6 protein-coding genes are annotated in these 20762 nt (G+C 62.4%); 4 read left to right on the plus strand and 2 right to left on the minus strand.

The window, feature by feature from the left end:
* Window positions 1-48: 48 nt before the first annotated feature.
* Entirely contained in the window at window positions 49-13014 is a 12966-nt protein-coding gene (locus B9Z47_RS01385; RefSeq protein ID WP_108329472.1) for an S-layer family protein, read from the plus strand.
* A gap of 31 nt (window positions 13015-13045) precedes the next feature.
* On the opposite strand, the gene B9Z47_RS01390 is transcribed toward B9Z47_RS01385, so the two are convergent.
* Together B9Z47_RS01390 and B9Z47_RS01395 are read right to left on the minus strand one after the other, a co-directional pair.
* Complete coding sequence (locus B9Z47_RS01390; RefSeq protein ID WP_108329473.1) at window positions 13046-16126, minus strand: glycosyltransferase; 3081 nt, start codon at window positions 16124-16126, stop codon at window positions 13046-13048.
* A gap of 137 nt (window positions 16127-16263) precedes the next feature.
* Window positions 16264-17796: a YifB family Mg chelatase-like AAA ATPase gene (locus B9Z47_RS01395; RefSeq protein ID WP_108329474.1), complete on the minus strand. Its 1533-nt coding sequence runs from the start codon at window positions 17794-17796 to the stop codon at window positions 16264-16266.
* Window positions 17797-17993: 197 nt separating this feature from the next.
* On the opposite strand from B9Z47_RS01395, the gene B9Z47_RS01400 reads away from it, so the two are divergent.
* The 3 genes from B9Z47_RS01400 to B9Z47_RS01410 are packed head-to-tail and all read left to right on the plus strand — an operon-like array spanning window position 17994 to window position 20671.
* The gene (locus B9Z47_RS01400; RefSeq protein WP_108329475.1) at window positions 17994-18743 is read left to right on the plus strand and encodes a TorF family putative porin; all 750 of its coding nucleotides are present in this window, start codon (window positions 17994-17996) and stop codon (window positions 18741-18743) included.
* A gap of 28 nt (window positions 18744-18771) precedes the next feature.
* Window positions 18772-19110, plus strand: a complete 339-nt coding sequence (gene glnK, locus B9Z47_RS01405) for a P-II family nitrogen regulator (protein WP_100118295.1) — start codon at window positions 18772-18774, stop codon at window positions 19108-19110.
* A gap of 25 nt (window positions 19111-19135) precedes the next feature.
* Complete coding sequence (locus B9Z47_RS01410; protein ID WP_108329476.1) at window positions 19136-20671, plus strand: ammonium transporter; 1536 nt, start codon at window positions 19136-19138, stop codon at window positions 20669-20671.
* Window positions 20672-20762 lie beyond the last annotated feature (91 nt).

The following is a 20762-nucleotide window of genomic DNA, read 5'->3' on the forward strand; positions in this document are numbered from 1 at the left end:
TGCCCGTCCAGCGGGCAAAAGTCAAAAAATTGTTCAAGGGATAAAAAAATGACCGTCGCCACCAAAATCTTGCAGGTTTTGATCAAAACCAGCCTCTCAGGCCCCAGCAAAGCGGTGGAGGTGCCTGCGGGGGCGGGCGACATGGGCGGTCAAGTGGTCATCCGCGCTCAGGGCAACGCCAAGTACCAATTGCAAGACCTGAGCAAGCAAGGCCTGGGGCCCGAGGTGATCAAGGCCAGGCGCGCCGGCCAGAATTTGCTGATCACTTTTGAAGACGGCGCAGAAGCCGACCTGGTCATTGAAGACTATTACAGCCAGACACTGGATGCCTCAGAGGGCCTGATTGGCCAGGTCAACGACGGCGGCATGCACCATTACCTGGTGGAAAACCACGAGTTGTTTGTCAATTTGGCACAGTTGACCGATGGTGCAAACGTGGTCAATGCGGTGCTCAGCCAATCGCAAACCCTGATTGCGGCCATGCCGACGGCCATGGGCAGCAGTTTGGTCAACTCGGGCGCGGTGGCGAGTTCTTTGGGGCTGGCACCTTTGAGTGCTGTGGGCGCGCTGAGCGTGGCCACGGTCAATGGGCTGCAAAGCGGCACGGATGCCAAGCTGGAGGTCGCAGCCACCGTCTCTGAAGTCCCTGCACTCGTGCAAGCGGCCAAGGCCGCAGGCCTTGAGTTGAGCATGGCGCAAACCGACTTTGACAAAGCCGAACAAGCCCTGGCCGCTGCCGTGGCGGCCTTGGGTGAAGCGGCCACGCCTGCCCAACTGGCCGCCGTGGAGGCCGCCCAAGCGGCGCTCACGGTGGCTGCCGCCGCACTGGCCAGCGCCGCCGCCAACGCGCAAGCGGCCGTGGACGCGGCCAACGCCGCCGCCGCTGCCGCCCAAGAAACAGCGCCCGATTTCGCCAGCCTGAGCGCCGCCATTGAAGCGGCCAAAACCGACGTGCAAGGCGCACCCGCCACCACCGCCGCCAGCGAAGCGGCCACCGACAGCCAAGTCGCAGCGCGGGTGCAGGCGGCCATGGCGGCGGCCATCAGCCTGGGGGATGCGCAAGCCGTTTGTGATGCCGCCGAAGAAGCACTGGCCAAAGCCCTCAAGCAGTTGAGTGAGCCCGCCACCGCCGAGCAGCTGGCCGCCGTCGAGGCCGCGCAACAGGCCTTGACGGCCGCCGCCGCCGCACTGGACGCAGCCGCCACCCACGCGCAACAAGCCGTGCAGGCCGCCCTGGCCGCAGCGGCGGCTGCCAACGAAGAAGCGCCCAACCTGGCCAGCGTGATCACGGAAATTGCCGTGGCGAAAGCCGATGTGTTGGCGGCACCCGCCACCACCGCCGCCAGTGAGGCCATCACAGACGGCCATGTGCAAACCTGGGCCGCCATTGCGCAAAGCGCCGCAACCGCCGCCACGCAAGCCGCTGCAGCGGTGGACGAAGCCGCTGCCAAATTGGCCCAGGCGGTCGCCGCCATGGGCGAGCCTGCAACGGCCGAACAAATTGCAGCGGTTGAAAGCCTGCAAGCCGCCGTGGCCGCAGCGGCTGCCGTGGCCGCTGCCAAAGCGGCTGAAGCCAGCGCCGCAGCGCAAGGCGCGAGCGCCGCCGCCAGCGCCGCGGTCGAAACGGTGCCCGCCAGCGTGGCCACAGCCCACACCGCCGCCGCAACGGCCAGCACAGCGGCCACCCAAAACGTGGCACCCACCCTGTTGGCCGTGTCGCAACCTGTCGCCATCGACGAACTGGAACAAGCCAGCGCACAAAAAATCGGGGTCATCCGTGGCACCTTGTCGGTCACCGATCTGGACCTGAACAGCGCCGATGGCATCAGCCTGCTGAGCGCATCCGCCAGCACAGCCACATGGACCTGGAGTGGCGGAGCCAGCCTGCCGGACGGCGTGAGCGTGGCCGCCTTGTGGGCCGGTGCGGCCCTGAGCTTCACCGGAACACCCGCCAGCGACGGCCGCACCAACAGCATCACCTGGACCTATGACCCCTCGGCCGTCAGCCTGGACTGGTTGCACAAGGGCGAAACATTGACCATCGCTTACCCGATCACCGTGAGCGACGGCGCGCAGACCAGCAACGCCGGTTCATTGGTGATCACGATCAACGGGCAATTGGACAGCGCCACGATCACGGGCGTGTTCGAGGGCACCCTCAACGAAGACGTCAGCTCGCCCATTGGCGGCACGCTCAGCGTGGCCGATGCCGATGCGGGAGAGGCCACTTTCCAGGTGCCCGCCAATTTGGCAGGGACCTACGGCAGCTTCACCTTCGACAAAACCACGGGCACATGGGGCTACACGCTGGACAACAGCCTGGACGCGGTGCAGGCATTGGCCGACCGGCAAAAAGTGACCGACAGCTTGACGCTGACCTCTCTGGATGGCAGCGCCACGCAAAACGTGGTGGTCACGGTCATCGGCACCAATGACGGTGCCAAAATCACCGGCACCCTGAGCGGCAACCTGAACGAAGACGAAACGACCGCCGTCACGGGCACGCTGAGCGTGGCCGATGTGGATGCGGGCGAGGCCACTTTCCAGACACCCACCAACTTGGCTGGCACCTACGGCACCTTCACCTTCGATGAACTCACGGGCACATGGGGCTACACGGTGGACAACACCAAGGCCGCTGTGCAGGCCCTGCTGAAAGACCAGCAAGTCACCGACACCTTGACGGTGCTGTCCCTGGACGGAACCGCCTCGCAAGACGTGATGGTCACCATCACTGGTCAAGGCGACAACGCCAAAATCACCGGCACCACCAGCGGCGGCCTCATGGAAGACGACAGCACGCCCATCGGCGGGACGCTGAGCGTGGACGATGTGGATGCAGGCGAAGCCACTTTCCAAGTACCCGCCAACTTGGCAGGCACCTACGGCACCTTCACTTTCGATGAAACCAAGGGCGCATGGGGCTATACGCTCGACAACAGCAAACCCGCTGTGCAGGCCTTGCTGAAAGGCGAGCCCGTGACGGACACTTTGACGGTGCTGTCCCTGGACGGAACCGCCTCGCAAAACGTGGTGGTCACCATCATCGGCCAAGGCGACAGCGCCACAATCTCGGGCGAGTCCGTGGGCACGCTCAACGAAGATGACAGCACAACCATCACGGGCAAGTTGAGCGTGGCCGACGTGGATGCAGGTCACAACACTTTCAGAACACCCGAGTCATTGGCCGGCACCTACGGCACCTTCACCTTCGACGAAACCACGGGCACATGGGGCTATACGCTGGACAACACCAAGGCCGCTGTGCAAGCCTTGGTGAAAGACCAGACCGTGACAGACACCCTGTGGGTGGAGTCCCAAGACGGCAGCGCGTGGAAAGACGTGGTGGTCACCATCACCGGGCAAGGCGACAACGCCAAAATCACGGGCACCCTGAGCGGCAACCTCAACGAAGACGACACGACCGCTGTCACAGGCACGCTGAGCGTGGCCGATGTGGATGCGGGCGAGGCCACTTTCCAGACACCCACCAACTTGGCTGGCACCTACGGCACCTTCACCTTCGATGAACTCACGGGCACATGGGGCTACACGGTGGACAACACCAAAGCCGCTGTGCAGGCCCTGCTGAAAGACCAGGAAGTCACCGACACCTTGACGGTGCTGTCCCTGGACGGAACCGCCTCGCAAGACGTGGTGGTCACCATCACCGGTCAAGGCGACAACGCCAAAATCACCGGCACCACCAGCGGCGACCTCATGGAAGACGACAGCACGCCCATCGGCGGTACGCTGAGCGTGGCCGATGTGGATGCGGGTCAAAACACCTTCCAGACGCCTGCCACTTTGGCAGGCACCTACGGCACCTTCACTTTCGATGCAGCCACAGGCACTTGGGGCTACACGCTGGACAACAGCAAACCCGCTGTGCAAGCCTTGCTGAAAGGCGAGCCCGTGACGGACACTTTGACGGTGCTGTCCAAAGACGGCAGCGCCTCGCAAAACGTGGTGGTCACCATCATCGGCCAAGGCGACAACGCTACGGTCACGGGCGAGGCCCTGGGCACGCTCAACGAAGATGACAGCACCACCATCACAGGCAAGTTGAGCGTGGCCGATGTGGATGCAGGTCACGCCAGCTTCACCACACTCACCCCATTGGCCGGCACCTACGGCACCTTCACCTTCGACGAACTCACGGGCGCGTGGGACTACACGCTGGACAACACCAAAGCCGCTGTGCAAGCCTTGGTGAAAGACCAGACCGTGACGGACACCCTGCGGGTGGCTTCCCTAGACGGAAGCGCTGGGAAAGATGTGGTGGTCACCATCACCGGGCAAGGCGACAACGCCAAAATCACCGGCACCCTGAGCGGCAACCTCAACGAAGACGACACGACCGCTGTCACGGGCACGCTGAGCGTGGCCGATGTGGATGCGGGCGAGGCCACTTTCCAGACACCCACCAACTTGGCTGGCACCTACGGCACCTTCACCTTCGATGAACTCACGGGCACATGGGGCTACACGGTGGACAACACCAAAGCCGCTGTGCAGGCCCTGCTGAAAGACCAGGAAGTCACCGACACCTTGACGGTGCTGTCCCTGGACGGAACCGCCTCGCAAGACGTGGTGGTCACCATCACTGGTCAAGGCGACAACGCCAAAATCACCGGCACCACCAGCGGCGGCCTCATGGAAGACGACAGCACGCCCATCGGCGGGACGCTGAGCGTGGACGATGTGGATGCAGGCGAAGCCACTTTCCAGACGCCTGCCACTTTGGCAGGCACCTACGGCACCTTCACTTTCGATGCAGCCACAGGCACTTGGGGCTACACGCTGGACAACAGCAAACCCGCTGTGCAGGCCTTGGCCGACCAGCAAGTGGTGACCGACAGCTTGACGCTGACCTCCAAGGATGGCAGCGCATCGGAAACAGTCGTGGTCAACATCACTGGCCTCAACGATGCACCGGTCAACACCTTGCCATTTGAGTTGGTCGCGTTTGAAGATACGCCACTCAACATCGTGGATCTCAGTGTTCACGATGTGGATGGCAATTTGGCCAACACTCAATTGAGTGTCGAGCATGGCACTTTGACGGTGGATGTGTCAGCGGGTGTCAAGATCACCGCTGGTGCCAATGCCACGGGCAGTCTCACCTTGAGCGGCACCCAAGCCGAAATCAATGCGGCCTTGGCGACCCTCATCTATCAGGGTGCAAGCGATTACAACGGTGACGAGGTCTTGCATGTGCTGTCCACCGACAGTGCGGGCGTTCCTTTGTCAGCTGTGGACGTTGTGCCATTTTTGGTGCAGCCAATGGATGATGCGCCGGTCATCAGCGGAGACACCGTGGGCGAGGTGACCGAGGCCAATGGTCCCGTGAGCACCAGTGGCCAATTGATCGTCCAAGACATCGACTCGGCGGATGTGCCCGCGTTTTTGGTTGACCAGTACGTTGGGAACTTTGGCGAATTGAGCGTGAGCGCATCGGGTGCGTGGACCTACACCACCACCGCCGAACTGAACCCATGGAACGCATACGACCACCAGCCGGACAGCTTTAACGTCAATCTGGAAGATGGCTCGCAGCAGGAGGTGACCATCACCATCCATGGCAGCGATGACCCCTCTACCACCACCGGAGACGTGTCTGGTGCACTGTGGGAGTCGGACACAGGCGTCACGCTCAGCGGGGAGCTGGTCAACAAAGACTGGGACAGCCCTGTCGGTCTTGATTCACAAACGACGCAGGGCCAGTACGGCTTCTTCACCCTCATCGCGCCCTTGTCCAGTGAAATAGCCAACTGGACCTACACGCTGGACGCAGCGCATGAAAACCTGGCCGCTGGCGCGGAGTTGATCGATACGTTCACCGTGTTGGCACTGGACGGCCAGGAGCAGCAGGTCACGATCACCATCAAGGGCCAAAACGACGGCCCCGTTTTGTCCGTGGGCAGTTCTGTGGTGTATGCCATGGGCGATGCCGCCCAAGCCATCAACAGTGCTATCGCCGTGGCCGACGTGGACAGCGCCACCATGGCCTCGGCCACCGTCAGCATCTCGGCCGGATTTTCGGCGGGCGAAGATGTGTTGAGCTTCGATAATGTCGACAGCACCGCCATGGGCAACATCGTGGGCAGCTACGTGGGCAACACAGGGGTCATGACCTTGACCTCGGAAGACGGCACAGCCACCCAGGCGCAATGGCAAGCCGCATTGCGCGCCGTGGCCTACAGCAACGTTGCCACAACCCCCGCGATCACCGAACGCACCATCAGCTATGTCATCAATGACGGCCATGTCAATTCGACACCTTTGAAATCCACCGTCCAAGTGCAGGCCGGTCCAGACCAAACGGTCAGCTTCAGCAGCATGACCAAAGACAGCGGTGTGTCGGGCAGCAACGCCGACTGGCTCACGCACGACAGCAGTGCCGGGCGCTTGGTGTCGGGCACTGTCAGTGCACCTTTGGCTGAGGGCGAAAGCCTGAAGGTTTACGCCGACGGTTTGGAGATCGGCAACGCCGTGGTCAGCGGCACGAACTGGCAAATCACCGACACCACCGGCTACAGCGCCAATTGGACCTATACCGCCAAAGTGGTGAATGCCCAAGGCATCGCGGGCACCGAGGCGAGCCAGGTTGTCACGACCGATGTCAGCGAGGCACCGCCCGTCATCACCGCCGTGACCGATGCGGCCACCGCCACCATCGCCAACAACGGCACGACCCTCAAAAGTCTGAGCACCGTCAGTGGCTCGGGCGTGACGGGCAACACGGTTTACCTGTATGACAACACCGGCACCAACCTGGTGGGCACCGCGACGGTGGTCAACGGGGCGTGGACGATTCCTCTGGGTGGCCAGGGTGATGTGGCTGCTGGCAGCAATGTCTTTTCTGCAGTGCAGATGGACCCCTCGGGCAACACCAGTGTGCAGTCGAATTTGTGGACAGTGAATGCGGGCGGTGTCAATTTGGTTCCGAATGGCGACTTGAACAACAACGCCAACTTCACATCGTCACTTTCGCTGCTGGACTCTTTGGTCACGCCATTCTCGGGTGTTGGACCTGCAGGCTACTATTTGATTTCTGCACCCGCTGCACCAGCGGGATCGACCGTGCAGCCGCTGACAACGAGCGCGACAAGTGCGGGGACCGCGGTGAATGGCAGCGGCTTGTCTTGGTCGACCAAGACCCTCACGATACTGAGAGATGCGAATCTTTCCGCGCAAGATCGGGACAATTACGCAGCCACCAAATCCAGCGTCTTTGGCTACGATGCTGCAGATACTTCAATGGCCGTGACGGTGCGTGGTGACCAGAATCTGGGATTGGTCACGGTGTACCAAGTGCCTGTCAATTCGATTCAGGTGGAGGCCGGCAAGACTTACCAATTCAGCTTCAATTACGAAGTCAACCCCTGGCGCACGCAAACATTGACGGCTGTTGTGGACGGGGTCGAGATGAAAGTAACGGGTTACGAAGGCCCGCTCAACTACTTCACCACCGGGACCATGAACGCCACGTACACAGCCACTGAAACCAAGTACATCGACATCCGATTCCTCGTCAACAACAATGGCGCTGTTGCCGGCGCGGGTGGTGAGTTGTGGCTGGATGACATCAGTTTCCAAGTCAAAACAACAGCGGCCAATGGCAGCTTGGCCGAAAACACGGTGCTCTTCGGTACTTCTGGTGGCGCGAGTGATGTGAGCTACTCCGGCGGTCTGCTCAATGCCCAAGGCGGCAACGATGTCATCACAGTCACCGCAACCGATCTGACAAGCCAACTCCTGGCGGGCGGTGTCATCCAAGGCGGTGAAGGCTACGACACGCTGGTGTTGGCAGCGGGCACCATTTTGAATATGGCCGATTTGCGGAACACGCAAACTGTGAAGCACATCGATCAGATCGAGGCTTTGAGTTTGACGGGCAACTCCAGCCTGACCCTGAATGCCAACGATGTGTTGAGCCTGGGCGGTGAGGTGGTGAACGGCAAAGTTCGGCTGGTCATCAACAAGACGAAGACAGACTTGGTGACGCTTGAAAACCTGGTGCTCAACACGGGTCATGAAGGTGTCTGGGTCAGCAGCGGCACGGCGACGATCAACGGCCATGACTATGAGGTGTTGAATCACAGCACGACACAGGCAGAGGTTTTGATTCAGGTCCCGGTGGCATCGACTTTGCCAACGGTCAGTTTCAGCAGCATGACCAAAGACAGCAGCACCAGCACCGGTACGGCAGATTGGACAACGGCCGACGCCAGTGCCGGGCGTTTGGTTTCCGGCCAGCTCAGTGCGCCGTTGGCGGCCGGCGACCATGTGGCCGTTTACAGCGACAACACATTCATCGGTTACGCCACGCTGAACGCGAACCGCAACGCCTGGGTCATCACCGATACCAAAGGCTACAGCGCCGACTGGACTTACACCGCCAAGGTGGAGGACGCGCTGGGCCAATCCGGGGACGAGAGCACGCAACATGTCGTGACCGACCTGGTGGCCGCTGCGCCAGTGATCACCGCCGTCACAGACAGCGCCAATGCCAGCATTGCCCACAACGCCACCACCGCCAATACCCTGAGCAGCGTGAGCGGCACGGCCGAAGCCGATGCCACCATTTACCTGTACGACAACAGCGTGACCCAGTTGGCGGGCACAGCCGTGGCCGATGGCAGCGGTCATTGGACCGTCTCAAGCCTGAGCGGCGTCGGTGGGGGCAGCAACAGTTTTGCGGCGATGCAGGTGGACAAATTCGGCAACACCAGCGTCCTGTCCAACTTGTGGACGGTCACGCCTGCCAGCACCAACATGGCGGCGAACGGCGACTTCAGCAACGGACTGACAGCTTGGTCCACCGATGCAACGGTCTTGAGTCCAGCGCCTGCGTACAGCAGTTTCTTTGCGGAGCCTGGCGCGGTGGTCGGGGTGTTGCAAGCCAGTGAATACGAAAACATCGGCGCTATCACCATCAGCGACACCACGCCAACGCTTTTGACGGCCTCGGCAGCGTCGGGGTCCCTGAGCCTTTCGCGTTTGGAAACCAATGGTCGGTTTGGTGACCCCGATGGCAAGTTCAGCGGGAATGTTTTTTCGTGGAACCAGGGGGCAAATACCCCCACTGAAACAGAGTTTTTGTCGCAGTCGATCAACGTCGTGGCGGGGCAGACCTACGCCATCTCTTTTGATTACATTGGCTGGAACACCAGCAAAATCAAACTGTCGGTGGGCGATGCCAGCATCAACTTAGGCATTCACGATTATTTGTCCTCGGGCACAGAGAGCGGGCGCATCACAGGCACCTTCACGGCCGCTGCGACAGGGGCCGTCAAAGTGGCTTTCTCCTCCACCTACTGGGTGGACTACGCCATGGACAACTTCAGTTTCGGGCCTGCTGCAGCGCCTGTTGACGGCACGCTGGTGGCAGGCGTCTACAGCACCAACGTCACGCCCGGACCGGGTGCCGTGGCCTATGCCGGAGGCACATTGGACACGCTGGCGGGCGACGATGTCATCGCGTACACCAGCACCAACCTGCAAACCACACTCAGCAGCGGCGCGCGCATGGTGGGCGGTGCCGGGGTGGACACGCTCGAACTGGCCGCGGGCACCGCGCTGGACTTGACCCTGCTCACAGGCCACCAGACGGTCCAGTCCATCCAGGAAGTCGAGGTGCTCAAGCTGCAAGGACATTCCACCCTGACCTTGTCTGCCAACAGCGTGCTCTCGCTGGGTGCGGCCGACATGGCGGCATACAGCTTCTCTGCAGGTCCCCTCGTATCGGCAGGCAAAGTGCAGTTCGTGGTCTATGGCACCGACACCGACACGCTCGACCTGCTTGGGTTGCTCTCGGACGGCGCTGGCGGCAACACCGGCCTGGCCGGCAGCTGGAGCAAGGCGGGCGACGTCACGCTGAACAGCGGCGCTTACGCGGTCTACAACCACAGCACCACCAACGCGCAGGTGCTGGTGCAGATCGCCGTCAACGTCACCGTTCCGGTCCCGCCCAATGAAGCGCCTGTGCTGGCCACGGGTGCCACTTTGGGCTATGTAGAAAACGATACCGCAACCCCCGTCAATGCGTTGGTGACCGTGGCCGATGTGGACAACGCGACCTTGGCCTCGGCCACCGTGAGCATCACCGGCGGTTATGTGGCTGGGCAAGACGTGCTCAGTTTCGCCAACCTGGCCATGGGCAACATTGTGGGCAGCTACGCCAACGGCGTGATGACCTTGACCTCAGATGGCGCCACAGCCACCCAAGCGCAATGGCAAGCTGCATTGCGTGCCGTGGCCTACAGCAACACATCGGATGCGCCCAACACCGCGCCACGGACCGTGAGTTACGTCATCAACGATGGCACCGTGGATTCGGCCGTGCTGACTTCCACCATCGACGTGACCGCTGTCAACGATGTGCCAACGGGCAGCGTGGTGATCACAGGGGCACCTGCATCGGGTGCGACATTGACGGCCACCCACTCTTTGGCTGATCTGGATGGTTTGGGCACGGTCACCTATACCTGGTATGCCAACGGTACGGCCATACCGGCGGCCGTGGGCAACACCTATGTGCTGACCGCCAGTGACGCAGACAAGGCCATCACGGTCAAGGCGAGCTACACCGACCTTGGCGGCACGCAAGAGTTGGTGTCATCGGCTTCTGTTTCGTACAAGGGGTACGGGCAAGCTGTGGTCGACATGGGGGCAGGCAACGGCAAGTTGATCGCACCGATGCAGGTGGAAGGCAAGTGGTATTACTACTGGGACCGTTCGGGTGACGGCAACGCCGTCGGAGCCGACGATGCCGTGAGCCATGACACGCTGGACACGATTTTCAAGTACGACATCAACGGCAACCTCAACCCGCAGGCCGCAGGTGGCACCAGCAATATTTACCGGTATGCCACGATCAATGGGGTGCAAGTGGCGTTGCCCACGGTGAACGGCGGTTTGACTTTCGCCTCCAACACCGTCCAAAGTGCGACTGCGGTGGTGGGCACCAGCACCACGAACAACAACCCGCGTTACGACGAAATGCTGGCCGTCTGGGATGCCAGCAACGGCAGCACCGTGACCACGGCATCGGTCTCCGGTGTGCCTACCGGATGGATGTCAGTGGGTTATGGCTATTGGACGGCGACCGAGACCGTGACCAATTTGACGGGCCACTATTACGTGATGATGAATTCGGGTGGCAAGGTGATGCTTGACCAAGTCGACGCCAATAAATTGATGGCCGCGCTGGAAGTGGTGCAAGCCAACAGCGCACCGGTTTTGAATGTAGCGGCCTCGCCCGTGCTGTCGAGTGTGCAGGTGGCGGCTTTGCCTCCAGCCAACGGGGACACCACGGCGGGCAATTTGGTCAGTGATTTGGTGGGCTTGAATGGCAGTGGCCTGGCCAACGTGACCGACAGCGATGCAGGGGCGGTGACCGGCATGGCCATCACGGGCGTGCAATCGGGCACGGTGTGGTTCAGCACCAACGGCGGCGTCACTTGGCAAAGTGCTGTAGGCCTGAGCGATGCCAAAGCCTTGCGCCTGGCGCCCACTGACCGCGTGTTCTACCAGCCCGATGGCACGGGGGCTGTGGGCGGCACCTTGGCCGATGCGATCACCTTCCGCGCCTGGGACCAGTCGTACGGCGGTTCAGGCACTTACGAAAACACGGCGGCCAATGGCGGCAAGGCGCAATTTTCTTCGGCAACCGACATGGTGGCCGTGTCATTCACCTCGCCAGAACTGGTGGGCACCACGCTCGATTTGGGTGTGGTCAATGGCATGCATTTGCGCTTGATCGGCAAAGTCGATGCCAATGGCAAAACCTATTACCACGTCGATAAAAACATGTCGACCACGGCCGATGCTGCCGATTACCAAGGCACCACGCACGATGTGCTGGACACCCTGTTCAACGGCGGCGCGGACACCACGGGTTTGACCAACCCGGTGGCAGGAGAGGACACCGAGCGCAGCTTGATCATCAACGGCTACACCGTGATCTTGCCCACCATCACCGAGTTGCAGGCCTTGCGCACCGCGATGGGGGGTGTCAAGCCTGTGGGCTGGGATGATTACTTTTACTGGAGTTCAACGTCATTAACGGCGAATGCGCACAGGTACATGCAGTTCAGTAACGGGACGTCTACCCATGGTGGTGACACATCGACAGCCAACTTCGCGGTGCAAGTGCTGCGCAATGCGGTCGGACCGGTGGTGATGGACCTGAACGGCGATGGCACACTGAGCTACAGCCAGGTGGTGATGGACGTGAACGGCGATGGTCGTCTGGATAAAACAGCCTGGGCGGGCGCGCAAGACGGCGTGCTGGTGTGGGACAAAAACGGCGACGGCGTGGTGCGCGACGCCAGCCAATACGCCTTCACGCAATACGGCGGCCAAACCGACTTGCAAGGCCTGGCCGCAGGTTTTGACAGCAACGGTGACGGCGTGCTTGACGCAGCCGACGCGAAGTTTGCCGAGTTTGCGGTGTGGCAAGACGCCAACCAAAACGGCGTGAGCGATGCGGGCGAAGTGCGCAGCCTGGCCGCTGTGGGCGTGACGAGCATTGACCTGCGCAGCGACGGCGTGACCAATAGCCCGGCCGAAGGCGTGACCGAAGCGGGCCGCACCACGGTCATCATGGCAGACGGCAGCAAAGATGGCACCAGCATGCTGGTGGCAGACGCTGCGTTCGATTTCAGCGCGCTGTCGTACCGCGTGAACGCCGAGGGTGATCTGAGCTTGCTGGGCGAGCAGATGAACCTGGACCTGTCGAGCCTGGTGTCGGTGCACGGTGCTTTGCACAGCGTGGACCTGACCGGCACGGGGGCCAACAGCCTGAAGATCAGCTTGAGCGATTTGCTGAGCCTGGGCGAGCAGCAGCCGCTGCGGGTGCTAGGCGATGCCGACGACAGCGTGGTGCTGGACGCGACGCAGTGGGCGGCCAGCGGCACGGCGCAAAGCGAAGGCCACAGCTATGCGGTGTATGCCGCAGGCAGCGGCCAGCAGCTGTGGCTGGAGCAGCACATCCACATGGCGTGAGCGGCTGAGGGGGCGGCAGGCCGGGCGGTTGTCAGGCCGCTGGCCTGAGCAGCTCAAGCAAACGGGCTGCGGGCGGGCGCCAGGTGGTGTCTGGCCTGTGGTTGGGGTGGGGGGCGTGCAGGGTGTCGCGTGGCATGTTGTGCTGTGTGTCATGCTGCACGTCATGTGTTGGGACGGCGGCTGTTTTGCGGCCCAGGTTTTCCAGCAAGGCGACGAGGGCGTCGAGCTGGGGTTCGATGTGGGCGTTGCGCGTCAGGTCATCGCGCAGCGCCGTGTTTTCATGCAGGGTGCCTGCGATGAAGTGGTTCGCGCCGTTGCGCAGCAAGAAGTCGTCGGTGGCACCGCCTTGGGTGGCGAGCACCGGGGTGGCGCAGGCCTGCGCTTCACAGGCGGGCAGGTTGAAGCCTTCGGCCCGGTAGGGCGTGACGTAGGCGTCGGCCAGGTTGTAGAGGGCGTTCAGCTGCCGCAGGTTGACCTGGGTGTCCATGACCCGGATGGCGTCCAGGGTGTCGGGCCGGTTCTGCCCGATGGCGTTGAGGTACTTCACCACTTGGCTGCGGGTCGAGTGGCCGGTGTAGGCCGTTTGGTCTTTGAGCAGCAGTTTCAGGTGCTTGTTTTGAAGCCGGGCCAGCGCAAAGGCCTTGACCAGCAAGTCGGTGCCTTTGTTCCAGAAATGCGCCCCCACATTGAGCAGCACCACGTCCTCGGGCTGGTAGTTCAGGGCCTGCCGCAGGCGCGAGATGTGTGCGCCACTCAGGGCTTTGAAATACGCCGGGTGCACGCCGTGCGGGATGACGTGCACCAGCTCGGCAGGCATGCCCCAGGCCACCAGCCGGTCTTTGCTCCAGTGGCTGGGGGTGTGGATCAGGCCCCCGCCACCGAAATACGCCGACAGTTCTGCGGGTCGGCGCAGGGCGTCGCTGAGCCCCAATTCGGTCACGGCATAAGTGAGGGTCGGGCAAGTGATGGCGGTGCGCAAGTCCAGCGGGGCCCATATGCGGTAGACCGCATCCACGGGGCCTTCTGCAGGAATTTGCTGGATCTTGGCGTTGTCGTCGGCCGACAGCCCGGATTGCTGGATGCCGTGGTAGGGCGAGGCTTGGTCGGTGTGGACAAGGGACACGCCTTGCGCCAGCCAGGCCAGCATTTGGAACTGGTTGACCAACGCGTAGGAGTGGTGAATGCCGCGCCAGCCCTGCACCTGCAGCCGCATGGGCGGGGCGGGTGTGTGCTGTGTGGGGTGCGGGGTCTGTGCCGTGGGGGGATGAGCGGTTTTGAGGGGGGCTGGCGGCGTGGTCGGAACAGCTGCTGAAGCAGAGGCTGAAGCAGCGGCTAAAGAATGTGCCGGGGTGGCCTGGGTCGCCTCGTCGCGCACTTGTGCGGCGGTGGCGATCAGGGCGTCTTCGAGGTGGCGCACGAAGCGGGGGGTGTCAAACAGGGCGCAGGTCTCGCGCTGGGATTTCAGGCGGGTTTTCAGGGCTTGCAGCTGGCCGGGCTGGGTGGCCAGTTGCACGGCCAGGTCTTCGTATGCCTCTTCGCTGTCGGTGACCAGTTCGGGCAGGCCCACTGCGTGCAGCAAGCTGCCGGCCATGCGGCTGACCATGCTGGGGCCGGGGTGCGTCAGCACGGGCAGACCGGCCCACAAGGCGTCGCTGGCGGTGGTGCCTGCGCCGTAGGGGCTGGTGTCCAGAAACAGGTCGGCGCAGTGGTAGCGGGCCAGGTACTGTTCGGGCGCGATGCGTCCGGCAAACACCAGGCGTTCGGCACCGATGCCCTGGCTTTGGGCCTGCGCGGTCAGGTTCTCGCGTGCCTGCGGGTTGTCTTGCAGCACCCACAAAACACTGCCTGGGCTGCGCTGCAAGATGCGCATCCAGCGCGCCCACACCTCGGGCGTGAATTTGTAGTTGTTGTTGAAGGCGCAGAACACGAAGCCTTGTTCGGGCAGGCCACATTCGGCCCGGGTAGGCGGCGTGCCAATGGCGCGTTGGCGGTCGTTGGCTTGGTAGCTGGGCAGGTAGATGGGTTGTTCGGTGAAGTGCGGGCGCAGTTCAGGCGGCATCAAAAAGCGGTCGGTCAGGATGAAGTCGACCCCCGGTATGGCGCTGCTGCCCATGTAACCCAGATAGCTGGCCTGCACGGGGGCCGGTCGGTAGGCCATGACGCCGTAGCGCGACCCAGCGGTCAGGCCGGTCAGGTCGATCAGCACGTCGATTTCGAGTTCGCGGATGCGCTGCGCCGCCTGGGCATCGCTCAGGGCATGCAGCGGCACATGGTGGTCAAAGGCTTTGAGCACGCGTTGGCGCATGGCCGTGGGGGTGGGGTCGCTGTAGTCGAGGCCGAAAACCTCCACACGCTGCCGGTCGTGCAGTTCCAGCACTTCGGCCATCAGGATGCTGACGGCGTGGTGTTTGAAGTCGCCCGAAAAATAGCCGATGCGCAGGCGCGGGTGCGACCAGTGGGGGGCCGGTGGCAGGGCCTGGATGTCGGTGGGCAGTTTGCGCTGAATGAAGCGTTGTGCCGACAGGCGCTGGCGTTCGGGCTCGGGCAGTTCGGCCATGCCCATGAAGGGGCCGATGTCCAGGGCCACGTCTTCGCCCGGGCGGGCTTGTCGCAGCCAGTCCGGTGTGCTGGGCCAGCGGCATTGGCGGCGGCGCAGGCCGATGTAGTGTTGCACCACGTCGGGCTGCCGGGGGTTCAGTTGCAGGCTGAGTGCCAGGTGCTGTTCGGCCTCGGGCAGGTTTTTGCGGTTTTCTTGCAGGCGGCCCAGGTGGTTGAGCAGCATGCAGCGGCCCTCTGCGGGCAAGTGGTCGCGCAGGGCGTTTTGCCAGGTGGCCAGGGCTTGTGTGTGCTTGCCCTGGCTTTCCAGCAGCAGGCCCAGGTTGACGGCCGCCTGGTACAGCATCGGGTTGAGGGCGTGGGCTTTTTCGTAAGCCCGGCGGGCGCTGTGTTTGTCGCTGCTTTTGAGCAGCATGGCGTGGTTGAAATGGATGGCGGCAGAGGCTGTGTTCTCGCCATATTGGGCCAACCAGTCGCGGTACAACGCGGCGGCTTGCGTTGTTTCACCTGCGGTTTGCAAGGGCTCGGCCTGGCGGATCAGGTCTGCTGGGGTCATGGTGTGTTGCCGCGCCGACGGCAGATGTTGATTGATGTTGGTATTTTAGTAGTACATAAATATCCAATTGAATCTTTAAAGGGTATGGCCTTGGGGCGTCCCGACGTGGGGTTGAGGGCGTGGTGCGCCCCGGTGGCTCACTGTTCCTTGAGCACCCGCCGGTACTGGATGGCCTCTGCCACATGGGTTGCCGCGATGGTGTCGCTGCCCGCCAGGTCAGCGATGGTGCGGGCGACTTTCAGGCTGCGGTGCACGCTGCGCCCGCTCCAGCCGAGTTGTGTGGCGGCTTTTTGCAGCAAGGCGGTGGCGCTGGCGTCCAGTCTTGCTTGGGTGTCGATGGCCTGGCCTTGCAACTCGGCATTGGCGCAGCCTTGCCGGGCCAGGGCCCGTTCACGGGCGGCCAGGCTTCGGGCTGCGATGGCTTCGGTGCCTTCACCGGGCGGTGCATTGAGCAGGTCCTGTGCAGGCAGACTGAGCACTTCGATGTGCAGATCGATCCGGTCGAGCAGGGGGCCACTGAGCTTGCTCTGGTAGCGGCTGACCTGGTCGGGCGAGCAGCGGCAGGCCCGGGTGGCACTGCCCAGATAGCCGCAGGGGCAGGGGTTCATGGCCGCGATCAACTGAAACCGCGCCGGAAATTCGGCCCGCCGCGCTGCGCGGGCGATGGTGATGCTGCCGGTCTCAAGCGGTTCGCGCAGGGCTTCGAGTGCCGCCCTCGGGAATTCGGGCAGTTCGTCCAAAAAGAGCACACCGTGGTGGGCCAGTGAGATTTCGCCCGGCCGGGGTGGCGAGCCGCCACCGACCAGCGCGACCGCACTGGCCGAGTGGTGCGGCTGGCCCGTGGGGCGCTGCCCCCAACGGTCCAGATCAAAGCGCCCGGCCAGGCTGGCCATGGCGGCCGATTCCAGGGCATCTTCGATCGACATGGGCGGCAGCAAACCGGCAAAGCGCTGCGCCAGCATGGACTTGCCCGAGCCCGGCGGGCCGACCATGAGCAGCGAGTGGCCACCGGCAGCAGCGATCTCCAGCACCCGTTTCACGCCCACCTGGCCTTTCACATCGGCCAGGTTGGCGTAACGCGGCGGCAAGCTGGGCGTGGTCGGGGCCATGCGCGCCCAGCCGTCGCCGGGTTCAGGCGGTGGCTCGCTGGAGGGCGGCAGAAACTGCTGCACCACATCCAGCAAGTGCCTGGCCCGAAAGACCTCGGCGTCCGGCACCAAAGCGGCTTCTTCGGCACTGCCCGGCGGCAGCACCAGCCGGGTGCGCACCTGTTGCTGGCGCAGCACCAGGCTCATGGCCAGTGCGCCGCGCACGGGCCGCAACTCGCCCGACAGCGACAGCTCGCCCGCGAATTCATAGCCTTCCAGCTTGCTGGCATCGACCTGCCCGCTGGCGGCCAGGATGCCCAGCGCAATCGGCAAGTCCAGCCGCCCCGAGTCTTTGGGCAAGTCGGCCGGGGCCAGATTGACCGTGATGCGTTTGTTGTGGGGAAACTCAAGCCCGCTGTTTTGCAGGGCCGAGCGCACGCGCTCGCGAGCTTCCTTGACCTCCACGTCGGCCAGCCCCACCAGCGTGAAGCTGGGCAGGCCGTTGGCCAGATGCACCTCGACGGTGACGGCCGGCGCTTGCAGGCCGACCAAGGCGCGGCTGCGCACCAAACTGAGACTCATATCCTCTCCCTGCCCCATGCTGGTGCATGGTGTGTGTTCTGGTGCGCAGTCGCTGCGCAACGAACTTGTTGGAATGTGATTGCACCACGCACAGAGCAGAAAAGCACTGGGAAATGCCCGGGTGCCGTGCGTTCAAACAGGTTGGCACGCTATCTGCATAAGGAGCTTGTCTTTTCTTCACTTTATTGGAGTTCCTCATGAAAAAAATCCTCGTTCCTTCCCTGCTGGCTCTGGCATTGGGCTCTGTGAGTGGTTTTGCGCAAGCTCAAACGGCAGCGCCCGAAAGCAGCCTGTCTTTCAACGTGGGGGCCACCAGTGACTACCGTTACCGTGGCATTTCCCAGTCGCGCCTGCAGCCTGCCGTGCAAGGCGGCGTGGACTACGCGGACAAGAGCGGTTTTTATGTCGGTGCTTGGGGCTCCAGCATCAAGTGGGTCAAAGACGCTGGCGGCGACACCAACGTGGAGTTGGATCTGTATGCCGGCTACAAAGGCGCCGTGGGCGATGTGTCGTACGACGTGGGTTTCCTGCGTTATCAATACTCGGGCAACAAACTGGCGCTGGTTCCCGACTACGCCAACGCCAACACCAATGAAATTTATGCGGCGGGCACCGTGGGCCCTGTCACCTTGAAGTACTCGCACGCCGTATCCAACATCTTCAGCTTCATCGACAGCAAAAACAGTTACTACGTGGACCTGAGCGGCACGTTTGATCTGGGCAACGGCTTCAGCCTGGTGCCGCATGTGGGTTACCAGTCCGTGAAAAACAGCAGCACTTGGTCGTACACCGATTACGCGCTGACTTTGGGCAAGGACCTGGGCAATGGTTTGTCGGCCACAGCTGCTGTGATCGGCACCGATGCGGACAAAGCCCTGTACGTCACACCCGCTGGCAAATTCACCGGCAAGACCGGCCTGGTCGTCGGCCTGAAATACGCCTTCTGATTTTTGCATCACCAACTAAGGAGCCATCATGAAACTGGTGACCGCCATCATCAAACCCTTCAAGCTGGACGAGGTGCGTGAAGCACTCTCGGGCATCGGCGTGCAGGGCATCACCGTGACCGAAGTCAAAGGCTTTGGTCGTCAAAAAGGCCACACCGAGCTGTACCGTGGTGCGGAATACGTCGTGGACTTTTTGCCCAAAGTGAAGATCGAAGCCGCTGTCTCCGACGAACTCGTCGAGCGCGTGATCGAAGCCATCGAAGCCGGAGCCCGCACCGGCAAGATCGGCGACGGCAAGATCTTCGTGTACGACCTCGAACAAGTGGTTCGCATCCGCACCGGTGAAACCGGCGGCGAAGCGCTCTGACCCAGAAAAGAAAGAGAGTCAAACCATGAAAAAACTACTCGCAACCCTGGCCTTGGGCCTGAGTTTGGGTCTGGGTGTGTTCGGTACGGCTTCGGTCGCCACCGCGCAAACTGCACCCGCTGCCGTGACGGCACCTGCTGCTGAAGCCAAACCGGCCGATGCAGCTGCCGCCCCTGCCGCTCCAGCGGCTGCAGCACCCGCTGCTGCCGAAGCCGCCCCGGTGCCCGTGCCCAACAAGGCCGACACCGGCTGGATGATGCTGTCCACCATTTTGGTGATCTTGATGGTCATTCCGGGCCTGGCGCTGTTCTACGGCGGTCTGGTGCGCAGCAAAAACATGCTGTCGGTGCTGATGCAAGTCGTGGTCACCTTCTCGATGATCACCGTGCTGTGGTTCATCTACGGTTACAGCCTGGCGTTCACCGAAGGCAATGCCTTCATCGGTGGTTTTGACCGCCTGTTCATGAAGGGCATCTGGGACAACGTCGCGGGCACTTTTGCCAACGCGGCCACCTTCAGCAAGGGCGTTTACATCCCCGAGATCTCTTTCGCAGCCTTCCAGGCCACGTTCGCAGGCATCACTTGCGCACTGATCGTTGGTGCCTTTGCCGAGCGCATCAAGTTCTCTGCGGTGCTCGCTTTCATGGTGCTGTGGTTCACCTTCAGCTACCTGCCTGTGGCGCACATGGTCTGGTTCTGGATGGGTCCTGACGCTTACGCTTCCAAAGAAGTCGTGGACGAAATGACCAGCAAGGCCGGTCTGCTGTGGCAGTGGGGCGCGCTGGACTTCGCTGGCGGTACCGTGGTGCACATCAACGCCGCAGTCGCAGGCTTGGTCGGTGCCTTCATGGTCGGCAAGCGTGTGGGTTATGGCCGTGAATCCATGGCCCCTCACAGCCTGACGCTGACCATGGTCGGTGCCTCTTTGCTGTGGGTGGGTTGGTTCGGTTTCAACGCCGGCTCGGCTCTGGAAGCCAACGGTTTCGCAGCTCTCGCCTTCATCAACACCTTGATCGCCACAGCCGGTGCCGTGTTGGCCTGGTGTGTGGGTGAGGCGCTGATGCGCGGCAAAGCCTCCATGTTGGGTGCTGCTTCCGGTGCAGTGGCCGGTCTGGTGGCCATCACGCCAGCGGCTGGCAACGTGGGTCTGGGCGGTGCTTTGATCATCGGCTTCATCGGTGGCTTCGCTTGCCTGTGGGGTGTCAATGGTCTGAAGAAGATGCTGGGTGCAGACGACTCGCTGGATGTGTTCGGTGTGCACGGTGTGGGCGGTATCGTCGGTGCCCTGCTGACCGGTGTGTTCAACTCGCCCGCCCTGGGTGGCCCCAGCGCCGTGGGTGACTGGGTCACCGTGGCCATGGTCACGCCAGACGCTTACTCCATCGCCGCTCAGGTCTGGACACAAGCCAAAGCTGTGCTGCTGACCATCGTCTGGTCGGGCGTGGTCTCGGTGGTCGCCTTCAAGATCGTTGACCTGACCATTGGTCTGCGTGTCACCGAAGAAGAAGAGCGCGAAGGTCTGGACATCTCCTCGCACGGCGAGTCGGCTTACCACGGCTAAAGCCGGTCAAGGCAAACCTCATGGCAAAGGGTGGCGCAAGCCACCCTTTGTTCACCTTGTCTTCAGCCCGCAGTGCTTCGGCCCTGCGGGC

This window comes from Limnohabitans sp. 2KL-1, assembly GCF_003063435.1.
In the GTDB taxonomy this organism is placed as follows: Bacteria; Pseudomonadota; Gammaproteobacteria; order Burkholderiales; family Burkholderiaceae_C; genus Limnohabitans_A.